Source organism: Leifsonia sp. 71-9, from assembly GCF_001898805.1.
Classification (GTDB): domain Bacteria; phylum Actinomycetota; class Actinomycetes; order Actinomycetales; family Microbacteriaceae; genus Leifsonia.
This window is the reverse complement of the sequence record NZ_MKVJ01000010.1, coordinates 19,677-40,257: the sequence shown is the minus strand read 5'-3', so window position 1 is coordinate 40,257 and position 20,581 is coordinate 19,677. Positions and strand designations below refer to the sequence as shown.

Annotated in this window: 24 protein-coding genes; 6 read left to right on the top strand and 18 right to left on the bottom strand. The window is 70.5% G+C overall.

From position 1 onward, the window contains the following. The 4 genes from BGO91_RS05580 to groES form a co-directional block, all read right to left on the bottom strand. Window positions 1–1,041, bottom strand: a 1,041-nt coding sequence (locus BGO91_RS05580) for an aldehyde dehydrogenase family protein (protein WP_290471865.1), incomplete at its 3' end; no start/stop codon positions are given. A gap of 96 nt (window positions 1,042–1,137) precedes the next feature. Then, window positions 1,138–2,133: an Lrp/AsnC family transcriptional regulator gene (locus BGO91_RS05575; RefSeq protein WP_290471864.1), complete on the bottom strand. Its 996-nt coding sequence runs from the start codon at window positions 2,131–2,133 to the stop codon at window positions 1,138–1,140. Window positions 2,134–2,137: 4 nt separating this feature from the next. After that, a complete protein-coding gene (gene rarD, locus BGO91_RS05570) occupies window positions 2,138–3,064 on the bottom strand; it encodes an EamA family transporter RarD (RefSeq protein WP_290471863.1) in 927 nt (308 codons plus the stop codon). A gap of 85 nt (window positions 3,065–3,149) precedes the next feature. Next, window positions 3,150–3,446: a co-chaperone GroES gene (groES, locus tag BGO91_RS05565; protein ID WP_021763071.1), complete on the bottom strand. Its 297-nt coding sequence runs from the start codon at window positions 3,444–3,446 to the stop codon at window positions 3,150–3,152. 137 nt (window positions 3,447–3,583) lie between these two features. On the opposite strand from groES, the gene BGO91_RS05560 reads away from it, so the two are divergent. Next, window positions 3,584–4,771, top strand: coding sequence for a class I SAM-dependent methyltransferase (locus tag BGO91_RS05560; RefSeq protein ID WP_290471862.1), 1,188 nt, complete (start codon window positions 3,584–3,586; stop codon window positions 4,769–4,771). A gap of 24 nt (window positions 4,772–4,795) precedes the next feature. On the opposite strand, the gene BGO91_RS05555 is transcribed toward BGO91_RS05560, so the two are convergent. From BGO91_RS05555 to glmS, 9 genes are all read right to left on the bottom strand, one after another. Continuing rightward, complete coding sequence (locus BGO91_RS05555) at window positions 4,796–5,488, bottom strand: DUF4190 domain-containing protein (protein WP_290471861.1); 693 nt, start codon at window positions 5,486–5,488, stop codon at window positions 4,796–4,798. A gap of 86 nt (window positions 5,489–5,574) precedes the next feature. Next, entirely contained in the window at window positions 5,575–6,645 is a 1,071-nt protein-coding gene (gene tsaD, locus BGO91_RS05550; protein ID WP_290471860.1) for a tRNA (adenosine(37)-N6)-threonylcarbamoyltransferase complex transferase subunit TsaD, read from the bottom strand. Continuing rightward, on the bottom strand, window positions 6,642–7,127 hold the full coding sequence (gene rimI / locus BGO91_RS05545) for a ribosomal protein S18-alanine N-acetyltransferase (protein ID WP_290471859.1): 486 nt from the start codon (window positions 7,125–7,127) through the stop codon (window positions 6,642–6,644). Before rimI ends, tsaD begins: the two co-directional genes overlap by 4 nt. Then, window positions 7,124–7,744 (bottom strand): tRNA (adenosine(37)-N6)-threonylcarbamoyltransferase complex dimerization subunit type 1 TsaB, encoded by a 621-nt coding sequence (tsaB, locus tag BGO91_RS05540; RefSeq protein ID WP_290471858.1) that lies wholly within the window; start codon window positions 7,742–7,744, stop codon window positions 7,124–7,126. Before tsaB ends, rimI begins: the two co-directional genes overlap by 4 nt. Window positions 7,745–7,811: 67 nt before the next feature. After that, window positions 7,812–8,297 carry a hypothetical protein gene (locus BGO91_RS05535; protein WP_290471857.1) on the bottom strand — a complete coding sequence of 162 codons (486 nt, stop codon included), beginning with the start codon at window positions 8,295–8,297 and terminating at the stop codon, window positions 7,812–7,814. 47 nt (window positions 8,298–8,344) lie between these two features. Further along, the gene (tsaE, locus tag BGO91_RS05530) at window positions 8,345–8,860 is read right to left on the bottom strand and encodes a tRNA (adenosine(37)-N6)-threonylcarbamoyltransferase complex ATPase subunit type 1 TsaE (protein WP_290471856.1); all 516 of its coding nucleotides are present in this window, start codon (window positions 8,858–8,860) and stop codon (window positions 8,345–8,347) included. Further along, the gene (gene alr, locus BGO91_RS05525) at window positions 8,857–9,972 is read right to left on the bottom strand and encodes an alanine racemase (RefSeq protein WP_290471855.1); all 1,116 of its coding nucleotides are present in this window, start codon (window positions 9,970–9,972) and stop codon (window positions 8,857–8,859) included. Before alr ends, tsaE begins: the two co-directional genes overlap by 4 nt. Beyond that, complete coding sequence (locus BGO91_RS05520; protein ID WP_290471854.1) at window positions 9,969–10,325, bottom strand: holo-ACP synthase; 357 nt, start codon at window positions 10,323–10,325, stop codon at window positions 9,969–9,971. Before BGO91_RS05520 ends, alr begins: the two co-directional genes overlap by 4 nt. A 17-nt stretch (window positions 10,326–10,342) precedes the next feature. Beyond that, window positions 10,343–12,193, bottom strand: coding sequence for a glutamine--fructose-6-phosphate transaminase (isomerizing) (gene glmS, locus BGO91_RS05515; protein WP_290471853.1), 1,851 nt, complete (start codon window positions 12,191–12,193; stop codon window positions 10,343–10,345). 42 nt (window positions 12,194–12,235) lie between these two features. Between glmS and coaA the strand changes: the two genes are divergently transcribed. The 3 genes from coaA (at window position 12,236) to BGO91_RS05500 (ending at window position 13,992) form a co-directional block, all read left to right on the top strand. After that, entirely contained in the window at window positions 12,236–13,201 is a 966-nt protein-coding gene (gene coaA, locus BGO91_RS05510) for a type I pantothenate kinase (protein ID WP_290471852.1), read from the top strand. A 90-nt stretch (window positions 13,202–13,291) separates the two neighbouring features. Further along, window positions 13,292–13,597: a helix-turn-helix transcriptional regulator gene (locus BGO91_RS05505; protein ID WP_290471851.1), complete on the top strand. Its 306-nt coding sequence runs from the start codon at window positions 13,292–13,294 to the stop codon at window positions 13,595–13,597. 86 nt (window positions 13,598–13,683) lie between these two features. Further along, complete coding sequence (locus BGO91_RS05500; RefSeq protein WP_290471850.1) at window positions 13,684–13,992, top strand: helix-turn-helix transcriptional regulator; 309 nt, start codon at window positions 13,684–13,686, stop codon at window positions 13,990–13,992. Window positions 13,993–14,011: 19 nt separating this feature from the next. On the opposite strand, the gene glmM is transcribed toward BGO91_RS05500, so the two are convergent. From glmM to rplM, 3 genes are read right to left on the bottom strand one after another with little or no spacing between them, the layout of a single operon-like run. Next, a complete protein-coding gene (gene glmM, locus BGO91_RS05495; protein WP_290471849.1) occupies window positions 14,012–15,373 on the bottom strand; it encodes a phosphoglucosamine mutase in 1,362 nt (453 codons plus the stop codon). Between the two features lie 26 nt (window positions 15,374–15,399). Beyond that, on the bottom strand, window positions 15,400–15,897 hold the full coding sequence (gene rpsI / locus BGO91_RS05490; protein ID WP_290471848.1) for a 30S ribosomal protein S9: 498 nt from the start codon (window positions 15,895–15,897) through the stop codon (window positions 15,400–15,402). 48 nt (window positions 15,898–15,945) lie between these two features. Continuing rightward, window positions 15,946–16,392 (bottom strand): 50S ribosomal protein L13, encoded by a 447-nt coding sequence (gene rplM / locus BGO91_RS05485; RefSeq protein WP_290471847.1) that lies wholly within the window; start codon window positions 16,390–16,392, stop codon window positions 15,946–15,948. A gap of 270 nt (window positions 16,393–16,662) precedes the next feature. Here rplM and BGO91_RS05480 point away from each other — a divergent pair, with 270 nt between their 5' ends. Together BGO91_RS05480 and BGO91_RS05475 are read left to right on the top strand one after the other, a co-directional pair. Beyond that, the gene (locus BGO91_RS05480) at window positions 16,663–17,925 is read left to right on the top strand and encodes a histidine kinase (protein ID WP_290471846.1); all 1,263 of its coding nucleotides are present in this window, start codon (window positions 16,663–16,665) and stop codon (window positions 17,923–17,925) included. Next, a complete protein-coding gene (locus BGO91_RS05475) occupies window positions 17,922–18,569 on the top strand; it encodes a response regulator transcription factor (RefSeq protein ID WP_290471845.1) in 648 nt (215 codons plus the stop codon). Before BGO91_RS05480 ends, BGO91_RS05475 begins: the two co-directional genes overlap by 4 nt. Window positions 18,570–18,579: 10 nt before the next feature. Here the strand turns inward: BGO91_RS05475 and BGO91_RS05470 are convergent, their stop codons facing one another. Both BGO91_RS05470 and BGO91_RS05465 read right to left on the bottom strand, forming a co-directional pair. Next, on the bottom strand, window positions 18,580–19,218 hold the full coding sequence (locus tag BGO91_RS05470) for a hypothetical protein (RefSeq protein WP_290471844.1): 639 nt from the start codon (window positions 19,216–19,218) through the stop codon (window positions 18,580–18,582). After that, a complete protein-coding gene (locus BGO91_RS05465) occupies window positions 19,219–19,770 on the bottom strand; it encodes a hypothetical protein (protein ID WP_290471843.1) in 552 nt (183 codons plus the stop codon). It lies immediately after the preceding gene. Window positions 19,771–20,581: the final 811 nt, after the last annotated feature.

The window sequence follows — 20,581 nt, the reverse complement described above, 5'->3', positions numbered from 1 at the left end:
GCGTTCGAGCTGCCGCTCGCTCACCACCGCCCCGCTCGGCGCCTCCCCGCTGAGCGGGTCCGCGGGCGCCATCGCCGCGGCCTGGGCGACCGCCGCCTCCACCGCCCGGTCGTGCACGTCGCGGAGGACGACCATGCGGGACGACGCGCTGCACATCTGGCCCTGGTTGTAGAACGCGCCCCACGCCGTCGAGCGGCCCGCCGCCTCCACATCGGCGTCGCTCAGGATCACCGAGGCGGATTTGCCGCCGAGCTCCGGCCAGACGCGCTTGCCGTTGGACTCCGCCGAGTAGACGAGGAAGCGCCGGCCGACGCCCACCGACCCCGTGAACGTGAGCACGTCCACGTCGGGGTGGCGGCCGAGGGCCTCGCCCACCGTGTCTCCCCGGCCCGGGATGACGTTGAGCACGCCGGCGGGCAGCCCCGCTTCGAGCGCGAGCTCGCCGAGCCGCAGCGCCGAGACACTGGTCTGCTCCGCGGGCTTGAGCACGACGCTGTTGCCGGCGACGAGCGCCGGGCCGAGCTTCCACGCCGTCATCGTGAGGGGGAAGTTCCACGGGACGACGGCGCCGACCACGCCGGCGGGTTCGCGGGTCACCAGGGCGAGCGCGTCCGCCGTGGTCTCCGGGGCCTCCCCCGGCAGCTTGTCGGCGAGCTGGCCGTACCAGCGCAGACACTGCGCGACGGCGCGCAGCTCGACGGCAAGGGCGTCCTGCACGGGCTTGCCCATCTCGAGCGCGATGCGCAGCGCGAGCTCGCGGGCGTTCGCCTCGACGAGGTCGCCGAAGCGCGTCATCGTGCGTCCGCGCTCGATCGGGGCCCGGCGCGACCAGACGCCGCTCTCGAAGGCGGCCCGCGCCGAGCGGACGGCGGCGTCGACGTCGGAGGCGGTCCCGTCGGCCACGACGGCCAGCACGGCGCCGTCGCGCGGGCTGACGAGGTCGAACCCGGTGGCCGCGTCGGAGAGGAGCCGGCGGCCGCCCACGAGCGGCGCGGTGTCCCACGTCAGCGTCTGCGCCTCGTGCTGCCAGGTGTCGCCCATTGCCGCCCTCTCTCCATTGGTTGAAGTGAGGTTATGCGTTAACGGCCACTATCGCAATCATTAATTTAGGTTTCGGCCACTTCTGCAACAAGATGTTTACAAATCAGCCACATCCGGAAGGTCGGCGACGAGCATCGGTCCGCGGCGGACGGGGGCCAGGACGACGGAGGTCTGAGCGGCGGTGACACCGAGGGCGGCGACGTCCTCGGTCAGGAAGCGGTACAGCGCGTGCTCGTCCTCGACGACGCAGTCGACCAGCAGTTGCGTGGCTCCCGTGCAGGCGGCGCAGAAGCGCACGGAGGGGTGCCGCCCGAGCGCCTCCCCCACCGCCTCCACCCGATCGGGAGAGACCTGCAGCCAGGTGAGCGCCTCGACCCGCAAGCCGTGCAGCGCCGGGCTGATCTCGGTGCGCACGTGCAGCACACCGGCGCCGAGCAGCGCGTCGAGCCGGCGCTTCACCGTCGGCGGCGTGACGCCGATCCGTTCGGCCACGTCGCTCGCCGTGGCGCGGCCGTCCTCGGCGAGCACCGCGACCAGCCGGTCGTCGTCGGCGGAGAGCGGCACGCGCCCGTTCGCGCGCGGCACCGCCTCCTCGCCGTTGCGCAGCTGCGCCAGCACGGCCGGCGGGAGCGGGATGGCCGTCCAGTCGAAGCCGGAGCGGAAGAACTTGAGCACCGTCCCGACGCGCACGGAGACGAGGTGGTCGAGCTCCGGGAGCTCCTCCACGACGAGACGGGCGCTCTCCTCCGGGGTGCGCGGCATCAGCTGGCAGATCACGTCGGCGCCGCTCTCGAGCACGGAGACGCTGGACGCGTCCGCGCGGGTCGCGAGGGCCTGCGCGACCGCGACCGCCCGGCCCGGCCGCGTGCCGATCTGGATGACGAGCGGACGGGCATCCCCCACCATCGTAGTGTCGAGGTAGGTCGAGACGCGCACGGCGCCCACGTCGAGCAAGCGCTGCCCGCGGCGCGCGATCGTGCGCACCGGTGCGTCGATCACCTTGGCGATGAGCCCCCAGCTGGCGCGGCCGTTCGCCTGGAGCGCCGCCGCGATGCGGGAGTCGAGTTCGTCGAATTCGGTGGAGATGGCCACGCCCCTACGCTAGCCGGGCATCCCGGCGCACGCCGCGAGCGGACGCGATCATGTCCACGCTGAGCACGACGAGGGCCAGCCAGACGATCCCGAAGCCGAGCCACCGCTCGGGCGGCATCGCCTCGTGCAGCACGAAGACGCCGACCATGAACTGGATGAGCGGCGTCACATACTGCACGAAGCCCATGTAGACGAGCGGGAGGCGCCGGGAGGCCGCGGCGAAGAACAGCAGCGGCACCGCCGTCACCACGCCCGCCCCGGCGAGGGCGATCGTGTGCCACGTGCCGTATGCGCCGAGGGTGATGCCCGTGGTCATGCCGACCACGACGAGCTGCACGATCGCGACCGGGGTGAGCCACATCGTCTCGAGGGTGAGCCCGGAGACGGCGTCGACCGAGGGCCCCACGCGCTTCTTGATGAGCCCGTAGAACCCGAACGAGAACGCCAGCACCAGCGCGATCCACGGGAAGGCGCCGTAGCCGACCGCGAGCACGATCACCGCGACCGCGCTCAGCCCGACCGCGACCCACTGGGCCGTCCGCAGGCGCTCGCGCTGCACCAGGACGCCGAGGAGCACCGTGACGATCGGGTTGATGAAGTAGCCGAGGGCGGCCTCCACCACGTGCCCGGTGACCGTGGCGAGCACGTAGGTCTGCCAGTTGACGTAGATCAGCGCCCCGGCGAGCGCCATCGTGAAGAGGATGCGCGGCGAACGGATCAGCGCGGCGAGCGGGCGCCACGCCCGCGTGACCGTGATCAGCAGGGCGCAGAACACCAGCGAGAAGACGACGCGCCACGCGACGATCTCCCACGCCGTCGTGGGCGCCAGCGCGATGAAGTAGAGGGTGAGGACGCCCCACAGCACGTGCGCCGAGAGGGCGAAGACCAGTCCGGAGGTGCGGCGGTCGGTCGTGGGAGCAGGCGGTGTCACCCGACAGACTCTAGCGACCCCGGCCGACAGACGAGAACGGCCCGGATGCCAGAAGGCATCCGGGCCGGTCGCGAGACGGGGTGCGTCAGCGGACGACGACCGCGAGCACGTCGCGGGCCGAGAGGACGAGGAGGTCCTCGCCGCCGAACTTGACCTCGGTGCCACCGTACTTGGAGTAGATGACCTTGTCGCCGACGGCGACGTCGAGGGGGATGCGGTTGCCGTTGTCGTCGATGCGGCCGGGGCCCACGGCGACGACTTCGCCCTCCTGCGGCTTCTCCTTGGCGGTGTCGGGGATGACCAGACCGGACGCAGTGGTCTGCTCAGCCTCGACCTGCTTGATGACGATGCGATCTTCGAGCGGCTTGATGGAGACCGACACGTTGACCCCTTTCCTATGACGAACGGTGTCTTGACAGAAGACGTGAGTTAGCAGCCTCGCACTGCGAGTGCTAACGAGAGTCTAGAGGGTGCGTTAGCAGTCACGCAACGTGAGTGCCAAGAGGTAGCGTGAGGGGCATGGAACGGTCCGAATTCGTCGAACTGCTGAGCTCGGAAGGGCTCCGCCTGCTCGACTCCCTGCCCCCGTACCGGACCGAGAAGGACGTGCTGCGCCTCGTCACCGACCTGCGCAAGCAGGGGCACTCCCCCGGCCTCGTCGCCGCGGTGCTGACGCAGTCGAAGCTGCGGCGCAAGGCCGTCGCGAAGTTCGGCGACTTCGCGTCCCGGATGCTCTTCACGGAGGCGGGCCTCGAGCAGGCCACCCGGCTCTCCGTGGCCGCCCGCCACGCAGGCCGCTTCCGCACCGCGGGCATCAGCCGCGTGGCCGATCTCGGCTGCGGGATCGGCGGCGACGCCCTCGCCTTCGCCGCGATCGACCTGGAGGTGACCGCGGTCGAGGCCGACGAGGTCACGGCCGCGATCGCCGCCTACAACCTCGCACCGTTCCCCACCGCGACCGTCGTGCACGGTCGCGCGGAGGAGACCGACCTGCGCGCCGTGGACGGCGTCTTCCTCGACCCGGCCCGGCGGACGGCGGGACACGCCCAGACGGAGCGCCTCACCGATCCCGACGACTACACGCCGTCGCTCGGGTTCGCCTACGAGATCGCGACCGGCCGTTCCGTCGGGATCAAGCTCGGTCCCGGCTTCGATCGCGATCTCATCCCCTCGAACGCCGAGGCGCAGTGGATCTCGTCCGACGGCCAGGTGGTCGAGCTCGGCCTGTGGTTCGGCGCGCTCGCGCGGACCGGGACGCGCCGGGCGGCGCTCGTCCTGCGCGGCGACGACGCCCACGAGCTGACGGCGGAGTCCGACAGCGAGGACGCCGAGACCGGCGAGCTCGGGGAGTTCGTCTACGAGCCGGACGGCGCGGTGATCCGCGCCCGGCTGATCGGCGATCTCGCCCGCTCGCTCGGCGGTCGCATGGTCGCGGACGGCATCGCCTACATCACGGCCGACGCCGCCGTGGAGACGCCGTTCGCCGCCGGCTTCCGCGTGCTGGAGACGCTCCCGTACGGCGAGCGCGATCTGAAGCGCGCACTGCGGGAACGCGGCATCGGCACGCTGGAGATCAAGAAGCGCGGCGTGGATGTCGATCCCGCCGCGCTCCGCAAGCGCCTGGCGCTCAACGGCGACCGCTCGGCGACCCTGATCCTCACCAGGATCGCCGGACGGCACACCGCGCTGCTCGCCGAGCGGCTCTGACGCCGCCGGCGAGTCGGCGCCCGATCAGTAGGTGTTGTAGTTCGCCGAGAAGCTCGCGAACAGGATGGCCAGGCCGATCCAGACGATGATGGCGATCGCGATGCTCACGAAGCCCAGGATGAGGCCGGTGAGCCAGAAGCCCTTCGCCTGCGGCTCCTTGCTGCGGCCGAGGAAGCCGAGCACGACCGCCGCGATGCCGAAGAGCACGCCGATGCCCCAGGCGATGTTGAGCACGATGCCGACGATGCCGCCGATGAGCGAGAGGATGCTCAGGATCGGCGTCTTCGTGGGTGCGGCGTACGGCTGGGCGTAGCCGGGCGCGGGCTGTCCGTAGGCGGGAGCGCCGTATCCGGGAGCCGGCGGCTGCTGGCCGTACGGCTGCTGGGGCTGGCCGTAGGGCTGCTGCGGCTGACCGTACGGCGCCTGCGGCTGCTGGCCATAGGGCTGCTGCGGCTGGCCGTACGGCTGCTGCGGCTGCTGACCGTACGGCGCCTGCGGCTGGCCGTAGGGCTGCTGCGGCTGCTGGCCGTAGGAGGGGGCGGCCGGCGGGGTCGGCGGCGGGACGGCGCCTGCGTCGGGCGCGGGTGCGGCCGGGGGCACCGGCGGGGCTGCGGGAGCCGACTCGGCGGCGGCCGGAACGACGGGCTCCGCGGGCGGGACCGCTCCGTTCTGGGCGTCGGGGTCCGTGGGGCCGGCGGGCGCGTTCGGATCGGTCATGTTCCGCATCTCCTTCTAGCTACGGGAATTTCTGGGAACTCCCTGGGCCATTCCATCGTCCCAGCGGGGCCGCGGAGTGTCAACGACTAGCGGGCCACCTGGATCTCGGTGACCGGCAGGGTGGAATCCGCACCGAAGGTGAGCTCGCTCGGCTCGTGCCCGGCCATCACGAGTTGCGCGCCGAGGGCGGCGATCATCGCCCCGTTGTCGGTGCAGAGCGAGAGCGCCGGGATGCGCAGCTCGATGCCCGCCTCGCGGGTCCGCTCGGCGGCCAGCTGGCGCACGCGCGCGTTCGCGACGACGCCTCCGCCGAGCAGCAGCCGCGGCACGCCGTGGTCGCGGCACGCGGCGACGGCCTTGGTCAGCAGCACGTCGACGACCGCCTCGCGGAAGGAGGCGGCGACGTCGGCGACGGGCACCTCCTCTCCCGCATCCTGCCGCTGCTCGACCCAGCGGGCGACGGCGGTCTTCAGGCCGGAGAACGAGAAGTCGTAGCGGTGATGCTCGAGGTCCTTGGGCTTCGTGAGCCCGCGCGGGAAGCGGATCGCGCGCGGATCGCCGTCTGCTGCGACCCGGTCGATCTGCGGGCCGCCCGGATACGGGAGCCCGAGCACCCGCGCCACCTTGTCGAACGCCTCGCCCGCCGCGTCGTCGATGGTCTCGCCGAGCAGCTCGACGTCCGAGACCAGATCGCGCACGAGGAGCAGCGAGGTGTGACCTCCCGAGACCAGGAGGGCGATGGTCGGCAGCTCGACCGGATGGCCCGGGCCGCCCGACGCGTCCAGCAGGTCGGCGCCGACGTGGCCGACGAGGTGGTTCACCGCGTAGAGCGGCTTGCCGAGCGACACCGCCAGCGCCTTCGCCGCGCCGACGCCGACCATCAGGGCGCCGGAGAGCCCGGGTCCGCTGGTGACGGCGATCGCGTCGACGTCCGCCAGGTCGATCCCGGCGTCCGCCACGGCGGTGCGGAGGGTGGGCGTCAGCGCCTCCAGGTGGGCGCGCGCGGCGACCTCGGGCACCACGCCGCCGTAGCGGGCGTGCTCCTCCATCGAGGAGGCGATGGTGTTGGCCAGCAGCGTCGTGCCGCGCACGATCCCGACACCGGTCTCGTCGCAGGAGGTCTCGATGCCGAGGACCAGGGGTTCGTCGCGGTTCATGCGATCGTCGTCTCCGGGGTCGGGACGGTGAGGCGCATCACGATCGCGTCCACGCCGTCCGGCTGGTAGTACTGCGGCCGCACCCCGATCTCCTCGAAGCCGAGCGAGACGTACAGCGCCTGCGCGCCGGGGTTGTCGGCGCGCACCTCGAGGAAGATCTCGCGGGCGCCGCGCGAGCGGGCCTCGCCGATCAGGGTGTGCATGAGCGTGCGGGCGAGCCCGTGCCGGCGGGCATGGGGTGCGACCGCGATGGTCTGGATGTCGCCCTCGATCGCCCCACGCGGCGCGAGGAGTCCGGCGTACGCGTCGATCCGCTCCGGCTCGCCGGGCGGGAACGCCACCAGGTAGTAGCCGTGCTCCCCGGTCACCTCGGAGCGCATGGACTGCTCCGACCAGGCGTCGTTGACGAACAGCGCCCGCTCGAGCTCCATGATCGCCGGGACGTCGGACTCGGCGGCGCGGCGCAGCTCCCAGGCGGTCACGCGCTCACCCGCTTCGGGCCGGCCGACAGGGTGACATCCGGCGAGCGCAGGTACAGCGGCTCGTCCGGATCGAACGGCCGCGTGTTCGCGTAGCGGATCTCGGCGATCATCCCGAGGCGGCCCGCGCTCACCACGGTCGCATCCCCGCGCGTGAGATCCGCGTGCGGCAGCTCGTCGGGCTTGCCGAGCCCCGGGCCGTCCAGCCGGATCGGCAGTCCCAGGTCGTCGACCCCGCTGTAGGCCGTCCAGTAGCGCTCGCGGCGGCGCGCGTCGGTCACCACGAGGAGCGGCCCCTCCTGGCCCGCGGCGAACCGCTCGGCGGCGATGGCGTCGTGACTGACCACGGGCACCAGGGGGCGCCCGGCGCCGATCGCGAACGCCTTGGCCGCGGCGATGCCGACGCGCAGCCCGGTGAACGGGCCCGGCCCCATCCCGGCGACCACGCCGGAGAGGGCGGACACCGGCACGCCGGAGAGCTCCAGCGCCTCCCGGATCAGGGTGCCGATCACCTCGGCGTGGCGCATCGTGTCGGCCTCGCCGACCTCGGACAGCACACCGGCGTCCCGGTCGACCACGGCGACGCTCGTCCCGGAGGAGGTGTCGATGGCGAGAAGCATGCCTCCAGCCTAGGCGGACCGGCCGGCGGCGGGCGCGGCTCTCACGCCCGGCGGGCGGCGATGGTCATCACCCGACCACCTGCTCGTCGGTCAACGTGCCGACGTCGCCGAGGACGCAGAGCGACGTGCCGTCGATGTAGTAGTCGCCTGGCGCGGTCGAGAAGCTGAGTGCTTTCACCGGGCCGCCGGTCCCGAAGACGACGGGATCCGGCTCGGTGACGACGCGGACGGTCATGCCGAGCGTCTTCCAGTAGGCGGCCACCTTCTCGGCGTCGGCGAGATGCTCCGTTCCCGATGGTGCTCCATATCCGTACCCGTACGCCACCGACGGCTCGGCTGCGTCGCAGCGTGCGACGTCCGGCGCGCTGTCTTCGTTCCACCCCGCGACGGCGAGCCGGGCCGCCGTGTCGTGGATCGTCTTCACCAGAGCGTCACGCGCCTCGTGCGGTGTGTCGGCAGCGTTCTCCTTCGCGTCCGGTGTGCATCCGGCGAGCAGGACGGCCGCTGCGAGCGCCACTGCTGCGGCTGCTGCTGCTGTTCGTCTACCAGGCATCTCTCGATCCGTCGCTCAGGCCGTGCTGCACAGCGGTGGGTGCCCGCTCAGGCCGTCCAGCGCGGGCCGAACCCGGTGATGGTGACGGTACGGGGCTCGTCGGCATCGAGTTCGTCCTCGTCCTCGGCGGCGGCGGCGTCCGACGCGTCCGCTCCGGTCGGCCGCTCGATGACGACCTCCAGCCACGATTCGGCGACGCCGTCCAGCATCCCGCTCCCCCACTCCACGACGACGACCGATCCGGCGAAGTCGATGTCGAGGTCGTCCAGTTCGAGCGCGCTCGACAGGCGGTAGGCGTCGACGTGGACCAGCGGTACGCCGCCGACCAGACTGGGATGAGTGCGGGCGAGGACGAACGTGGGGCTCGTGACGGGCCCGCGCACCTGCAGACCTTCGCCGATCCCGCGGGTCAGCGTCGTCTTGCCGGCGCCGAGCGGACCGGTCAGCACCAGGAGGTCGCCCGGGCGCAGGATCGCCGCCAATTGGATGCCGAGCTCGTGCATCTCCTCGCGGGTCGCGACGACCCGTGTCGTCGGCGGTGCGAGAGGCGCGGCGCCGGTCATCGTCCGCCCCGGAACGTGCGCTCCACCCGCCCGTCGAGCCGGGTCACGATCTCCCAGCTGATGGTGCCGCACGCGTCGGCCCAGTCGTACGCCGACGGGACGCCGGTCGCGGGATCGCCGAACAGCACGACCTCGTCCCCCACGGCCACCGGCAGATCGCCGACGTCGACGACGAACTGGTCCATCGCGACGCGCCCCGAGACGGTGAAGGGGCGGCCGCCGATGACGACCGGCGCGACGTTCGACGCGCTGCGCGGGATGCCCTCCGCGTAGCCGAGCGGGACCAGCGCGAGTGTGGTCTCCCGCTCGGTCCGATACGTGTAGTCGTACGAGACGCCCTTGCCCGCGGGCACGCGGCGCACGGCGGCGACGCGGCCGCGGACGGTCATCACCGGACGCAGGCCGAGCTCGCGCCCCGAATCCGCCCCGTAGGGCGACAGACCGTAGATCGACAGGCCGAGCCGCACGAGGTCGTAGCGGGACTCCGGCAGCGCGATCGCCGCGGCGCTGGCCGCGATGTGGCGCAGCTCCGGCACGACGCCCGCCGCGGCGGCCCTGGCCAGACCGCGCTCGAACACGGCGATCGCCGCCCGATCGTCATCGTCGGACGCGTTGGAGAGATGGCTGAAGATGCCGCGGACGCGGATCACACCCTCCGCCTCCAGCTCGTGCGCGCGGGTGAAGACGGCGTCCCACTCCTCCTCGGCGACGCCGTTGCGGCTGAGGCCGGTCTCGACCTTGATGTGCACGGCGAGCGGCGCGACCGAGCGCGCGGCGTCGGCCGCCGCCTCCAGCTGCGCCAGGGACGAGATGCCGACGTCCACGCCCGCGTCGGCCGCCAGACGGAAGTCCTCGTCGGGATCGTGCAGCCACGCCAGCACGGGGGCGTCGATCCCGGCGTCGCGCAGTTGCAGGGCCTCCGCGAGGTCGGCGACACCGAGCCAGTCGGCGCCGCCCGCGAGCGCCGCGCGCGCGGCCGCCACGGCCCCGTGCCCGTACGCGTTCGCCTTGACGACCGCCATGACGTGCGGCGTGCCCACGTGCGCGCGCATCCGCTCGACGTTCGCGGTCAGCGCGTCGAGATCGACCTGGAGCTCGCGGAACCCGCTCACGCGGCCGTCTCCGCGATCACGAACGCCGTCGCGATCCCCGCGTCGTGCGACATCGACACGTGGATGTGCGCGATCCCCCTCTCGCGCACCTGGCGTTCGACCACGTTGTGCAGCACGAATCCGGGGTTCCTCTCCTCATCGGGGACGATCTCCATGTCGTGCCAGCGCACGCCCTCCGAGCCGCCCAGCGCCTTGATCAGCGCCTCCTTCGCCGCGAAGCGGGCCGCGAGCGAGTGCACGGGAAGCCCGCGCTCAGCCTCGGTGAAGAGGCGCTCGCGCAGTCTCGGCGTCCGCTCGAGCGACCGGGCGAACCGCTCCAGGTCGACGACGTCGACCCCGATCCCGGCGATCACGTTGCGACCGCTTCCGCTTACTCGACGGTGACGGACTTGGCGAGGTTGCGCGGCTGGTCGACGTCCAGCCCCTTCGCCGCCGACAGCTCCATCGCGAAGATCTGCAGGGGCACCACGGCGAGCAGCGGCTCGAAGAGCGGCGCGGCGAGCGGGATGCGGATGACCTCGTCGGCGAAGGGCAGCACGGCGGCGTCCCCCGCCTCGGCGATCGCGATGACGCGGGCGCCGCGCGCGCGGATCTCCTGGATGTTCGAGACGACCTTCTTGTGCAGCTCGTCCGACCAGCGCGGGCTCGGGACGACGACGAAGACGGGCTGGCCCGGCTCGATCAGGGCGATCGGGCCGTGCTTCAGCTCGCCGGCGGCGAAGCCCTCCGCGTGGATGTACGCGAGCTCCTTGAGCTTGAGCGCGCCCTCGAGCGCGATCGGGTAGCCGACGTGGCGACCGAGGAAGAGCACGGAGCGGGTGTCCGACATCCAGCGCGCGAGCTGCGCGATGGTCTCGTGCGACTCCAGCACGGTGGCGATCTTCTCGGGGACGGCCGCGAGCTCCTCCACCGCGTCGCGCTGCTGCGCGTCGGAGAGGGTGCCGCGCACGCGCGCCAGGTGCAGACCGAAGAGGTAGAGCGCCGTGATCTGCGCGACGAACGCCTTGGTCGACGCGACCGCGACCTCCGGGCCGGCGTGGGTGTAGAGGGCGGCGTCGGACTCGCGCGGGATGGTCGCACCCTGCGTGTTGCAGACGGAGATGGCCTTGGCTCCCGCCTCGCGGGCGTACTTCACGGCCATCAGGGTGTCCATGGTCTCGCCGGACTGGCTGATCGAGATGATCAGGGTGCCGTCGGAGATGACCGGCTCGCGGTAGCGGAACTCGTGGCTGAGCTCGACCGTGACGGGCACGCGCGCCCACTTCTCGATCGCGTACGAGCCGACCAGGCCGGCGTACGCGGCGGTGCCGCAGGCCACGACGGTGATGCGGTCGATGCCGGTGAAGAACTCGTCGCCCAGCGCGTCCAGCTCGGGGATGTGCACCTCGCCATCGACGACGCGGCCGCGCAGGGTGTTGGCGACGGCGTCCGGCTCCTCGGCGATCTCCTTCGCCATGAACGAGGACCAGCCGCCCTTCTCGGCGGCGGACGCGTCCCACGCGACCTCGAACGGCTCGACCTCGACCGGGGCGCCGGCGAAGTCGGTCACGGTGACGGCGTCGGGGGTGATGGTCACGATCTGGTCCTGGCCGATCGCCATCGCGCGACGGGTGTGCTCCACGAACGCGGCGACGTCGGAGCCGAGGAAGTTCTCCCCGTCGCCCAGACCGATCACCAGCGGGGAGTTTCGGCGCGCGCCGACGACGACGTGCGGCTGGTCCTTGTGCAGGGCGAGGAGGGTGAACGCACCCTCGAGGCGCGACACGACGCGCTGGAACGCCTCGCCCAGGTCGCCCGTGGCGCGGTACTCGCGGCCGAGCAGCACGGCGGCGACCTCGGTGTCGGTCTCGGACTCGAACTCGAAGCCGTCGGCGAGCAGCTCGGCCTTGAGCGTCGCGAAGTTCTCGATGATGCCGTTGTGGATGACGGCGAGCTTGCCGTCGTCGCCCAGGTGCGGGTGCGCGTTGCGGTCGGTCGGGCCGCCGTGGGTCGCCCAGCGCGTGTGGCCGATGCCGGTGCTGCCGTTGGGGATGGGGTGCGCTTCGAGGTCGCCGGCGAGGACGGCCAGCTTGCCGGCCTTCTTGGCGGTGCCCAGACGTCCGTCCGGGCCGATGACGGCGATACCGGCGGAGTCGTATCCGCGGTACTCCAGACGCTTCAGACCGCCGAGAAGCACCTCGAGGCTCTTATCGGTACCGACGTACCCCACGATTCCACACATGGACCCGATTCTAACCTGGGGCACGGCCTAGACTTGTCGCCTATGCGTGACAACGGCGCCGGTCGCGGCGAACCCACAGGCGGCGACTCCAGCACCCCCTTCGTCGAACTGGACCGGGCCGATTGGGCCGAACTCGCCCAGAACACGCAGCTGCCGTTGAAGGAGACCGAGATCGTGCAGCTGCGCGGCCTGGGCGACCCGCTCGACATGCGCGAGGTCGAGCAGGTCTACCTGCCGCTCAGCCGGCTGCTCAACCTCTACGTCGGCGGCGCGCGCCAGCTGCACCGGGTGACGAGCGACTTCCTCGGTGAGCGGTCGCAGCGCACGCCGTTCGTGATCGGGGTGGCGGGCTCCGTCGCCGTGGGCAAGTCGACCATCGCCCGCCTGCTGCGGGAGCTCCTCTCCCGCTGGGACGACACCCCACGCGTCGAGCTCGTCACGACGGACGGCTTCCTCCTCCCGAACGCCGAGCTCGAGCGACGCGGTCTGATGGAGCGCAAGGGGTTCCCCGAGTCGTACGACCGGCGCTCCCTGCTGCGTTTCGTGACCGAGATCAAGAGCGGCGCCCCCGAGGTGCGCGCTCCCTTCTATTCGCACCTCAGCTACGACATCGTCCCGGACGCCGAGATCGTCGTGCGCCGCCCGGACGTGCTGATCGTGGAGGGGCTCAACGTGCTGCAGCCGGCGGGCGGCGGCAACCGGCTCGCGGTGAGCGATCTCTTCGACTTCAGCGTCTACGTCGACGCCCGCACCCGCGACATCGCCCGCTGGTACCAGGAGCGGTTCCTGAAACTGCAGCGCGGCGCGTTCGCGAACCCGCAGTCGTACTTCCACCGCTTCGCCGACCTCACGGAGGAGGAGGCGCGGGCACGCGCGACCTCGATCTGGTCTCGGATCAACGAGCCGAACCTCCTGCAGAACATCCGGCCGACGCGCTCGCGGGCCAAACTCGTGCTCCGCAAGGACGCGGACCACACGGTGAGCTCCGTCCTCCTGCGCAAGCTCTGACGCCACGCCTGAGGCACGTGATCCTCAGGCGCAGGATGCTGACGTGCGCGCACTCTGGTCCGGGAGGTTCGTGTCGCGTAGTCATGAGGTATGGCAGCACCTCGATCACAGGCCGCACGTCTGTTCGGCGAGCGCGTCCGCGCGGCACGTCTGGCCCTCGGACTGAGCCAGGAGGACATCGCGAACCTCGCCGAGATGCACGTCACGAACTACGGGCGGATCGAGCGCGGCGAAGCGAACTCCGAGCTGCACACGATCGTCCGGCTCGCCACCGCGCTCGACTCCGATCCGGCGGTCCTGCTGGCAGGCCTGTACGGCGACGGGATGCTCCCCGAGCGGGAGCGCGCCTACTCCGTCGCCGACTTCATCGCCGCGCGCCGGAAGCAGGAGGGCTGAGTCTCTCAGGCATGAAAGCCTCAGGCGCACAGGCATGATGCGTGCATCCACTGGTCTGCAAGATCAGGGGAGCGGATGCTGAGAGCATGTCACGCGCGCGCTCCGAGGCCTCCCGTGTCTTCGGCGAGCGTCTCCGCGCGCGACGCATCGAGCTCGGCTGCTCGCAGTACGACATCGCGCACCTCAGCGGGGTCGACCTCGCCAATTACGGCCGGCTCGAGCGCGGCGGCGGCAATCCGACGCTGACGACGATCGTCCAGCTCGCGATGACGCTCTCGCTCGATCCGGCCACGCTGATGTCCGGCCTCGCGGACGCGGGGATGCTCCCCGAGAAGGACCGGCCGTACTCGGCACTGGACTACATCGCGGCGCGACGGCAGCAGGACGGCCGCTGACGCGCTCTCTCGGCTCCGGTCAGACCGTCAGGCGGTCGCGGACCACGTCGGCGAGCTCGTTGGCCAGGCGCTCGGCGGTCGGCTGGTCGGCCGCCTCCACCATCACGCGCACGAGTGGCTCGGTGCCGGACGGGCGGAGCAGCACGCGGCCGGTCTCGCCGAGGCTCTCCTCGACCGACGCGACAGCGGCGCGCAGCTCTTCGTCGGTGTGGACGGCGTGGTGGTCCACACCCTTCACGTTGATCATCACCTGCGGGTAGACCGTCATGGCCTTCGCCAGCTCCGAGAGCGGCTTGCCCTGGCGCGCCATCTCGCTGAGGATGTGCAGGCCGGTGAGGATGCCGTCGCCGGTGGTGGCGAACTCGCTCATGATGACGTGACCCGACTGCTCACCGCCGAGGGAGTAGCCGTTCCTGTTCATCTCCTCGAGCACGTAGCGGTCGCCCACTGCGGTCTCGACGACCCGGATGCCGGCGTCGCGCATCGCGAGCTTCAGTCCGAGGTTGCTCATCACGGTGGCGACGAGCGTGTCGTCCTTGAGCTTGCCGCGCTCCTTCATGCCGAGCGCGAGGATCGCCATGATCTGGTCGCCGTCGACCACGTTGCCGTCGGCGTCGATGGCGAGGCAGCGGTCGGCGTCGCCGTCGTGGGCGATGCCGACGTCGGCACCGGCCGCGAGGACCGCCTTGGCGAGGTTGTCGAGGTGGGTCGAGCCCACCCCGTCGTTGATGTTCATGCCGTCCGGGGAGTCGCCGATGACGGTGACGCGTGCGCCCGCGTCGGTGAAGACCTCGGGCGAGATGCCGGCGGCGGCGCCGTGCGCGCAGTCGAGCACGACGTGGATGCCGTCGAGACGGTGCGGGAGGCTGCCGAGCAGGTGGACCACGTAGCGGTCCTCGGCGTCCGCGAAGCGGCGGATTCGGCCGACGTCGGCGCCGGTAGGGGTCAGCTTCTCGAGGCCGAGGTGCTCCTCGATGCGGTTCTCGACCTGGTCGGGGAGCTTGGTGCCGCCGCGGGCGAAGATCTTGATGCCGTTGTCCGGGGCCGGGTTGTGCGAGGCCGAGACCATCACGCCGAAGTCGGCGTCGAAATCGGCGATGAGGAAGGCCGTCGCGGGGGTCGGGATGACGCCCGCGTCGAACACGTCGATGCCGGAGCTGGCCAGTCCTGCGGCGACCGCCGCAGACAGGAATTCGCCCGAGACGCGAGGGTCGCGGGCGACGATCGCCGTCGGCCGTTTGCCGGCGGCGCGCCGCTCCTCGGCGCTGCGGCCTCGCGTCAGGACAGCTGCTGCTGCCTGAGCGAGGCCGAGCGCGAGGTCGGCGGTGAGGCTACCGTTGGCGAGTCCGCGGACTCCATCGGTTCCGAAAAGACGTGGCATGTCGGCAGCCTAAACGCTCGGAGTCGTTAGCGCTTGGAGAACTGCGACGCCTTGCGGGCCTTCTTGAGACCAGCCTTCTTGCGCTCGGTGACGCGGGCGTCACGAGTGAGGAAGCCGGCCTTCTTGAGGGTCGGACGGTTGTTCTCGCGGTCGATCTCGTTGAGAGCGCGCGCGATGGCCAGGCGCAGAGCGCCGGCCTGGCCCGAGGGGCCGCCGCCGGTGATGCGGGCGACCACGTCGTACGAGCCGAGCAGGTCGAGGACCTTGAACGGGTCGTTGATCAGCTGCTGGTGCAGCTTGTTCGGGAAGTAGTCGGCGAACGCACGGCCGTTGACCGTGATGGTGCCGGAACCCGGGACCAGGCGCGCACGCGCGATGGCCTCCTTGCGACGGCCAACGGCCGCGCCGGGAACGGAGAGGACGGCGCGCGGGGCGGCCGGGGCCTCAGTGGCCGGGGTCTCGGTCGAGTAGGACTCGACGTTCTCGACCGGGGCCGACTCGATGCTGTCTGCGATCTTCGCCACGATGGTGATAATCCTTTGTCTCTGTCAGTCGTGAAGGTCTGGAATCGCCTACTGGGCGACCTGGCCGAGCGTGTACGGCTTCGGCTGCTGGGCGGCGTGCGGGTGCTCGTTTCCGGTGTAGACCTTCAGCTTGCGGAGCTGGGCGCGACCGATGGAGTTCTTCGGGAGCATGCCGCGGACGGCCTTCTCGACGGCGCGGATCGGGTTCTTCTCCAGGAGCTCGGAGTAGGTGGTGGCCTTGAGGCCGCCCGGGTAGCCCGAGTGGCGGTACGCCTTCTTCTGCTCGGCCTTCTGGCCGGTCAGGGCGACCTTGTCCGCGTTGATGATGATGACGAAGTCGCCCGAGTCCAGGTGGGGGGCGAACGTCGCCTTGTGCTTGCCGCGCAGGAGGGCGGCGGTGTGGCTGGCGAGACGGCCGAGCACGACGTCGGTCGCGTCGATGACGACCCAGTCGCGCTGGATCTCGTCTGCCTTCGGGGAATAAGTGCGCGTCACAGTAGTGGCTGCTTTCTGTATCGAACGGAGGAGTTCGTGAATCCCACTCCGATGGGGGTTCTCGTCTCGATGAGGCGGGAACCGTGCCGGTGGAGGGCTCACGTTCGTATGCCGCGCCGCAGGAGGCGCGGACACCAAAAGTCAATACTACGCGACACGCCCGGGGGCGGTCAAACCGGTGCGCCCGGTGGGCGGGGCGTCTCCGCCCTGAGGAGGATTTCGCGCCGAAACGCGGGTGCGTCGCCTCGTCGCACCCCTAGGTTGGCACACATGATCCCACTCCTCCGACGCAGCCGCCCGTTCCTCGAGCCCGTCGTCGCGCTCCTGCTGCTCCTCTGGTGGGCGATCGCGGAGACGGGCAGGCACCCACTCCCCGGCGACCTGCGCTCCGCCGTGCCGTGGTGGGCGGCGCTCGTCGGTGTGACCGTCGCGATCGCCCTGTGCCGGCGGCTGCCGTTCGTCGCGATGTCGATCGCCGCCGCCGTGCTCGTCGGTCAGCTGCTCTTCCCCGCCGGGGCCTTCACCGACTCGGCGACACTCGTCTACGCGGGGCTCCTGATCGTCGTGGGCACCGCCGCGTACCGGGTCGGTGCGCCCTACCGGATCCTGCCCGCGCTCTTCGCGCTGTTCGTCGGTGTGAGCGTGGCCGGGCTGCTCGCGCGTGCCAGAGCGGACTACTGGTGGCCCGGTTCGGCGCTGACCCCCGACTCGGACACGGTCGACGCCGCTGTGGTGTGGTCGAACCGGATCACGCTCTTCGCGGTGTGGATCGCGCTGTCGCTCGCCGCCTGGGGCGCGGGCGTCGCCGTGGCCCTGTGGCGGGACAACCGGCGGGGATCCGCCGCGCTCGCCCGGACGGCGGCCGAGCTCGCGGCCGCCGAGACCGAGGTGACGATCGCGAGCGAGCGGGAGCGGATCGCGCAGGACGTGCACGACATCATGGCCCACTCCCTGTCGGTGATCCTGGCGCAGGCGGAGGGCGCCCGCTCCCTGGCGGAGGAGCGGCCGGAGGCGATGTCCCGGTCCCTCGCGACGATCGCCTCCTCCGCCCGGACCTCCTTGACCGAGGTCCGGATGCTGATCGAGACGCTGGTGGCCGAACCGGACGGTCGCTCCGCACCGGCGATCGACGATCTCGATCCCCTCGTCGAACGGATGCGCGACGCGGGTCTGACGGTCGCGGTCGAACGGTACGGGTCGCCGGACGGCCTGACGACGACCCAGGAGCTCGCCGTCTACCGGATCGTGCAGGAGGCGCTGACCAACGCGCTGAAGCACGGCGGCTCCGGCGCGAGCGCCCGCGTGGTCCTCGACGCCCGCGGCGGCGGGATGATGATCTCCGTCGCATCGAGTGGGGGCGAACCGGTCCGCACCGCAGCACGCGACGCGGGAGGTGGTCGCGGTCTGCACGGGATGCGCGAGCGGGCGCGTCTCGCCGGCGGCTGGGCCGAGGCCGGACCCGACGACGAGGACGGCGTCGGAAGCTATCTCGTCACCGCCTTCATCCCCGCGGCGCAGTCGGTGCTCGCGTGAGCATCCGCGTCGCCGTGGTGGACGATCAGCCGCTGTTCTGCTCGGGCATCGGGATGCTGCTGGAGTCGCAGCCCGACCTGGAGTTCGCGGGCGCGGCGCACGATGGCGAGGCCGGCGTCGCGCTGGCCGAGCAGGAGCTCCCGGACGTCGTGCTGATGGATCTGCGCATGCCGCTGCTCGACGGCATCGGCGCCACCGAGCGCATCCGCTCGACGATCACCGGCGACCAGGCTCCCCGGATCATCGTGCTCACCACCTTCGAGCGCGACGAGGCCGTCACGCGAGCGATGCGCGCCGGTGCCGACGGCTTCGTCATGAAGGACACGACTCCCGACTTCCTCCTCGCCGCCATCCGCACCGTCCACGCCGGGCACGCGGTGATCGCACCGAAGGAGACGGCCGCGCTGTTCGGCGGCGAGCGCGTCCGCCCGCCGCGCACCGAGGCGATCGCCGCCCTCTCCGCCCGGGAGAAGGAGGTCTTCCTCCTCGCCGCGCGCGGACTCAGCAACGCGGAGGCGGGGCAGGTCGCCTTCATCTCCGAGACGACGGTGAAGAGCCACATGCGCAGCATCCTGCAGAAGCTCGGGCTGGCGTCGCGCGTGCAGCTGGTCGCGTTCGCGTACGAGAACGGGCTGGTCCGCTGAGGGCCGTCCGTCAGCCGCGGCGGTCCTCGGGGGTGAGGATCGCGCTGCCGGAGGCGAGCGCGGTCTCCAGGTGCGGGGACTCGTGGATCGCCCGAACGGTCGCCGAGTCGGCGCCGATGTAGACGCTCCGGGCGTAGATGTCGTTTCCGAGCGCCCAGGCGCGGTCGCGTGGTCGCCAGTTCATGGGCCGACGGCCGTGTTGCGGCTGCACCGCGGCGGTGATGGGACCAGAGAAGACAGCAAGGTCCGTCCGGTATCCTGCCCGGATCACCGGAGCGCTTTCGAGCGAATCGACCTCGGCGTATCCGGTCCAAAGGAGGAACGCGCATTCGTCCGGCGTCGTGGTGTGCCCGCCGAGAATGCTGGCGAGTCGAACCGCAACATCGGTGTCGAGATCACCCATGGTCGGCGCATCGAGCACCGGGTCAACCTGGAGGTCGTTCCATTGCGTGTCAACCGTGACAACCGTCGCCGGAATGCTGGCTCGTGCCCAGCTTCGGGAGTCGGCGCCTGGGGGCGCTGTCGGATCATGCGCGGGGTTGAAGACGCGGATGTAGCTCTCGAAATCTCCGAGGAGGTCGTGAAGCGTTCCGTCGAAGTTGATGTCACTGAAAGAGCCGACTGCCCAGGACGAGTCAACCGTCGACATTCAATCCTCACCGCCTTGAATCAGCCGGACTCCCCAGGATGCGCTATCAAGGGTCAGGTCGGCAGTTGTTGGGCTGTCGTCCCAATATGCCACGTGGACGACCAGGATTTTGGTCCGGTCCGGCAGAGTTGGCCGCATTTGGATCGATACGCCGCCGATGCTGATGCGACACGGATCTTGTGGGTGAAGACAATCGAGTTCGTGACCCTCCGAATCGATCGGTGCCCCATTGGTCGGGTCGAGATTCGAAAACGATGTGATCACTAGTTGCGACGGGCGCGCCGAGCTTCCAAGAATTATCACCAGAGTGTTCCCCAGCACGAGGATGTCTCGGAGGTCGACATTGTTCTGGTCGGCCGCTGCTCGAAACTTCTGTAGTTTGCCCCCGATCATCCATTCGTAGGTTGCCGGCGCGATTTCCACGTTGTTAATCGAAAGAAAGGGCACGGTCGGTGGCGCCGGCTCCTTTTTGCCGAGCCGTTCACCGTAGTTCGTCGACGGTCCGGCAGCGCATCCGCAAAGGGTGGCAGCGACGCAGACGGTGGCTGCCACCCTCCTGGCTTGGCGAACACGCGAATTTCGGCGCACCGGCTTCCTAACAGGCGAAGCGATTTTCGGCTCCACTTGTCTCCGCCGTATATAGCCCAGACGCTTCTCGAGAGTAGTGAGACGAGATTCCTCGATAGTTTTGGCTTCCCCATCCTCCACAGGCCCAGTGGGGATGAGCATCTTGCGAGTTGTTGGAATTCGCACGGCTCGAGCTGTCAGTCTGCACGGTTTCCCAGTAGAGCCACCCTTGCTTCTGTAAAGCAGTGGTGACTCCGAGGGCGGACACGATGCCGCCGCTACACGTCGTGCGACCATGCACGGAAGCCTCTCGGTTGCTCCAATGGGCCGTATCGGTCTTTCCCACGCACCCCGCTGGGCTGAAGCCTCCCCTGCCCCCGCCCGAAGGTGCCAATTGTGCGCTTGGGTGCGACGGTAGCCCCGTCTCAGTCGCCGTCGGGACTGGGGCTTTGGGGGGACTTTCGGGGTCACCCGGCCAAGCATCTACGGCGACGGCCGGCCCTCCGAATGCCAACACCATCACGAGAGCAATCGATGAGGCTGTCCCTGCGATTCGAGCTGATCGGTTCATCGTTGAATCCCTTCAGTAAGTCGATCTCCTTTGGTGTTTAAATTGAGAATATAAGATTTTCCATTCATAATCTACCCTCTCGCCTCTGAGCGCATCGCGCCTGCTCTCCGATGCGGGAGGTTCCACCCGTGCGTCCTCGAACGTTCCTGAACAGTTCCAAAGCCGAGCGTCGGGCGTTCCTGTAGTGCCCTTCCGCCGGACTGGCGGTTCGAGCTCTCGCCATCG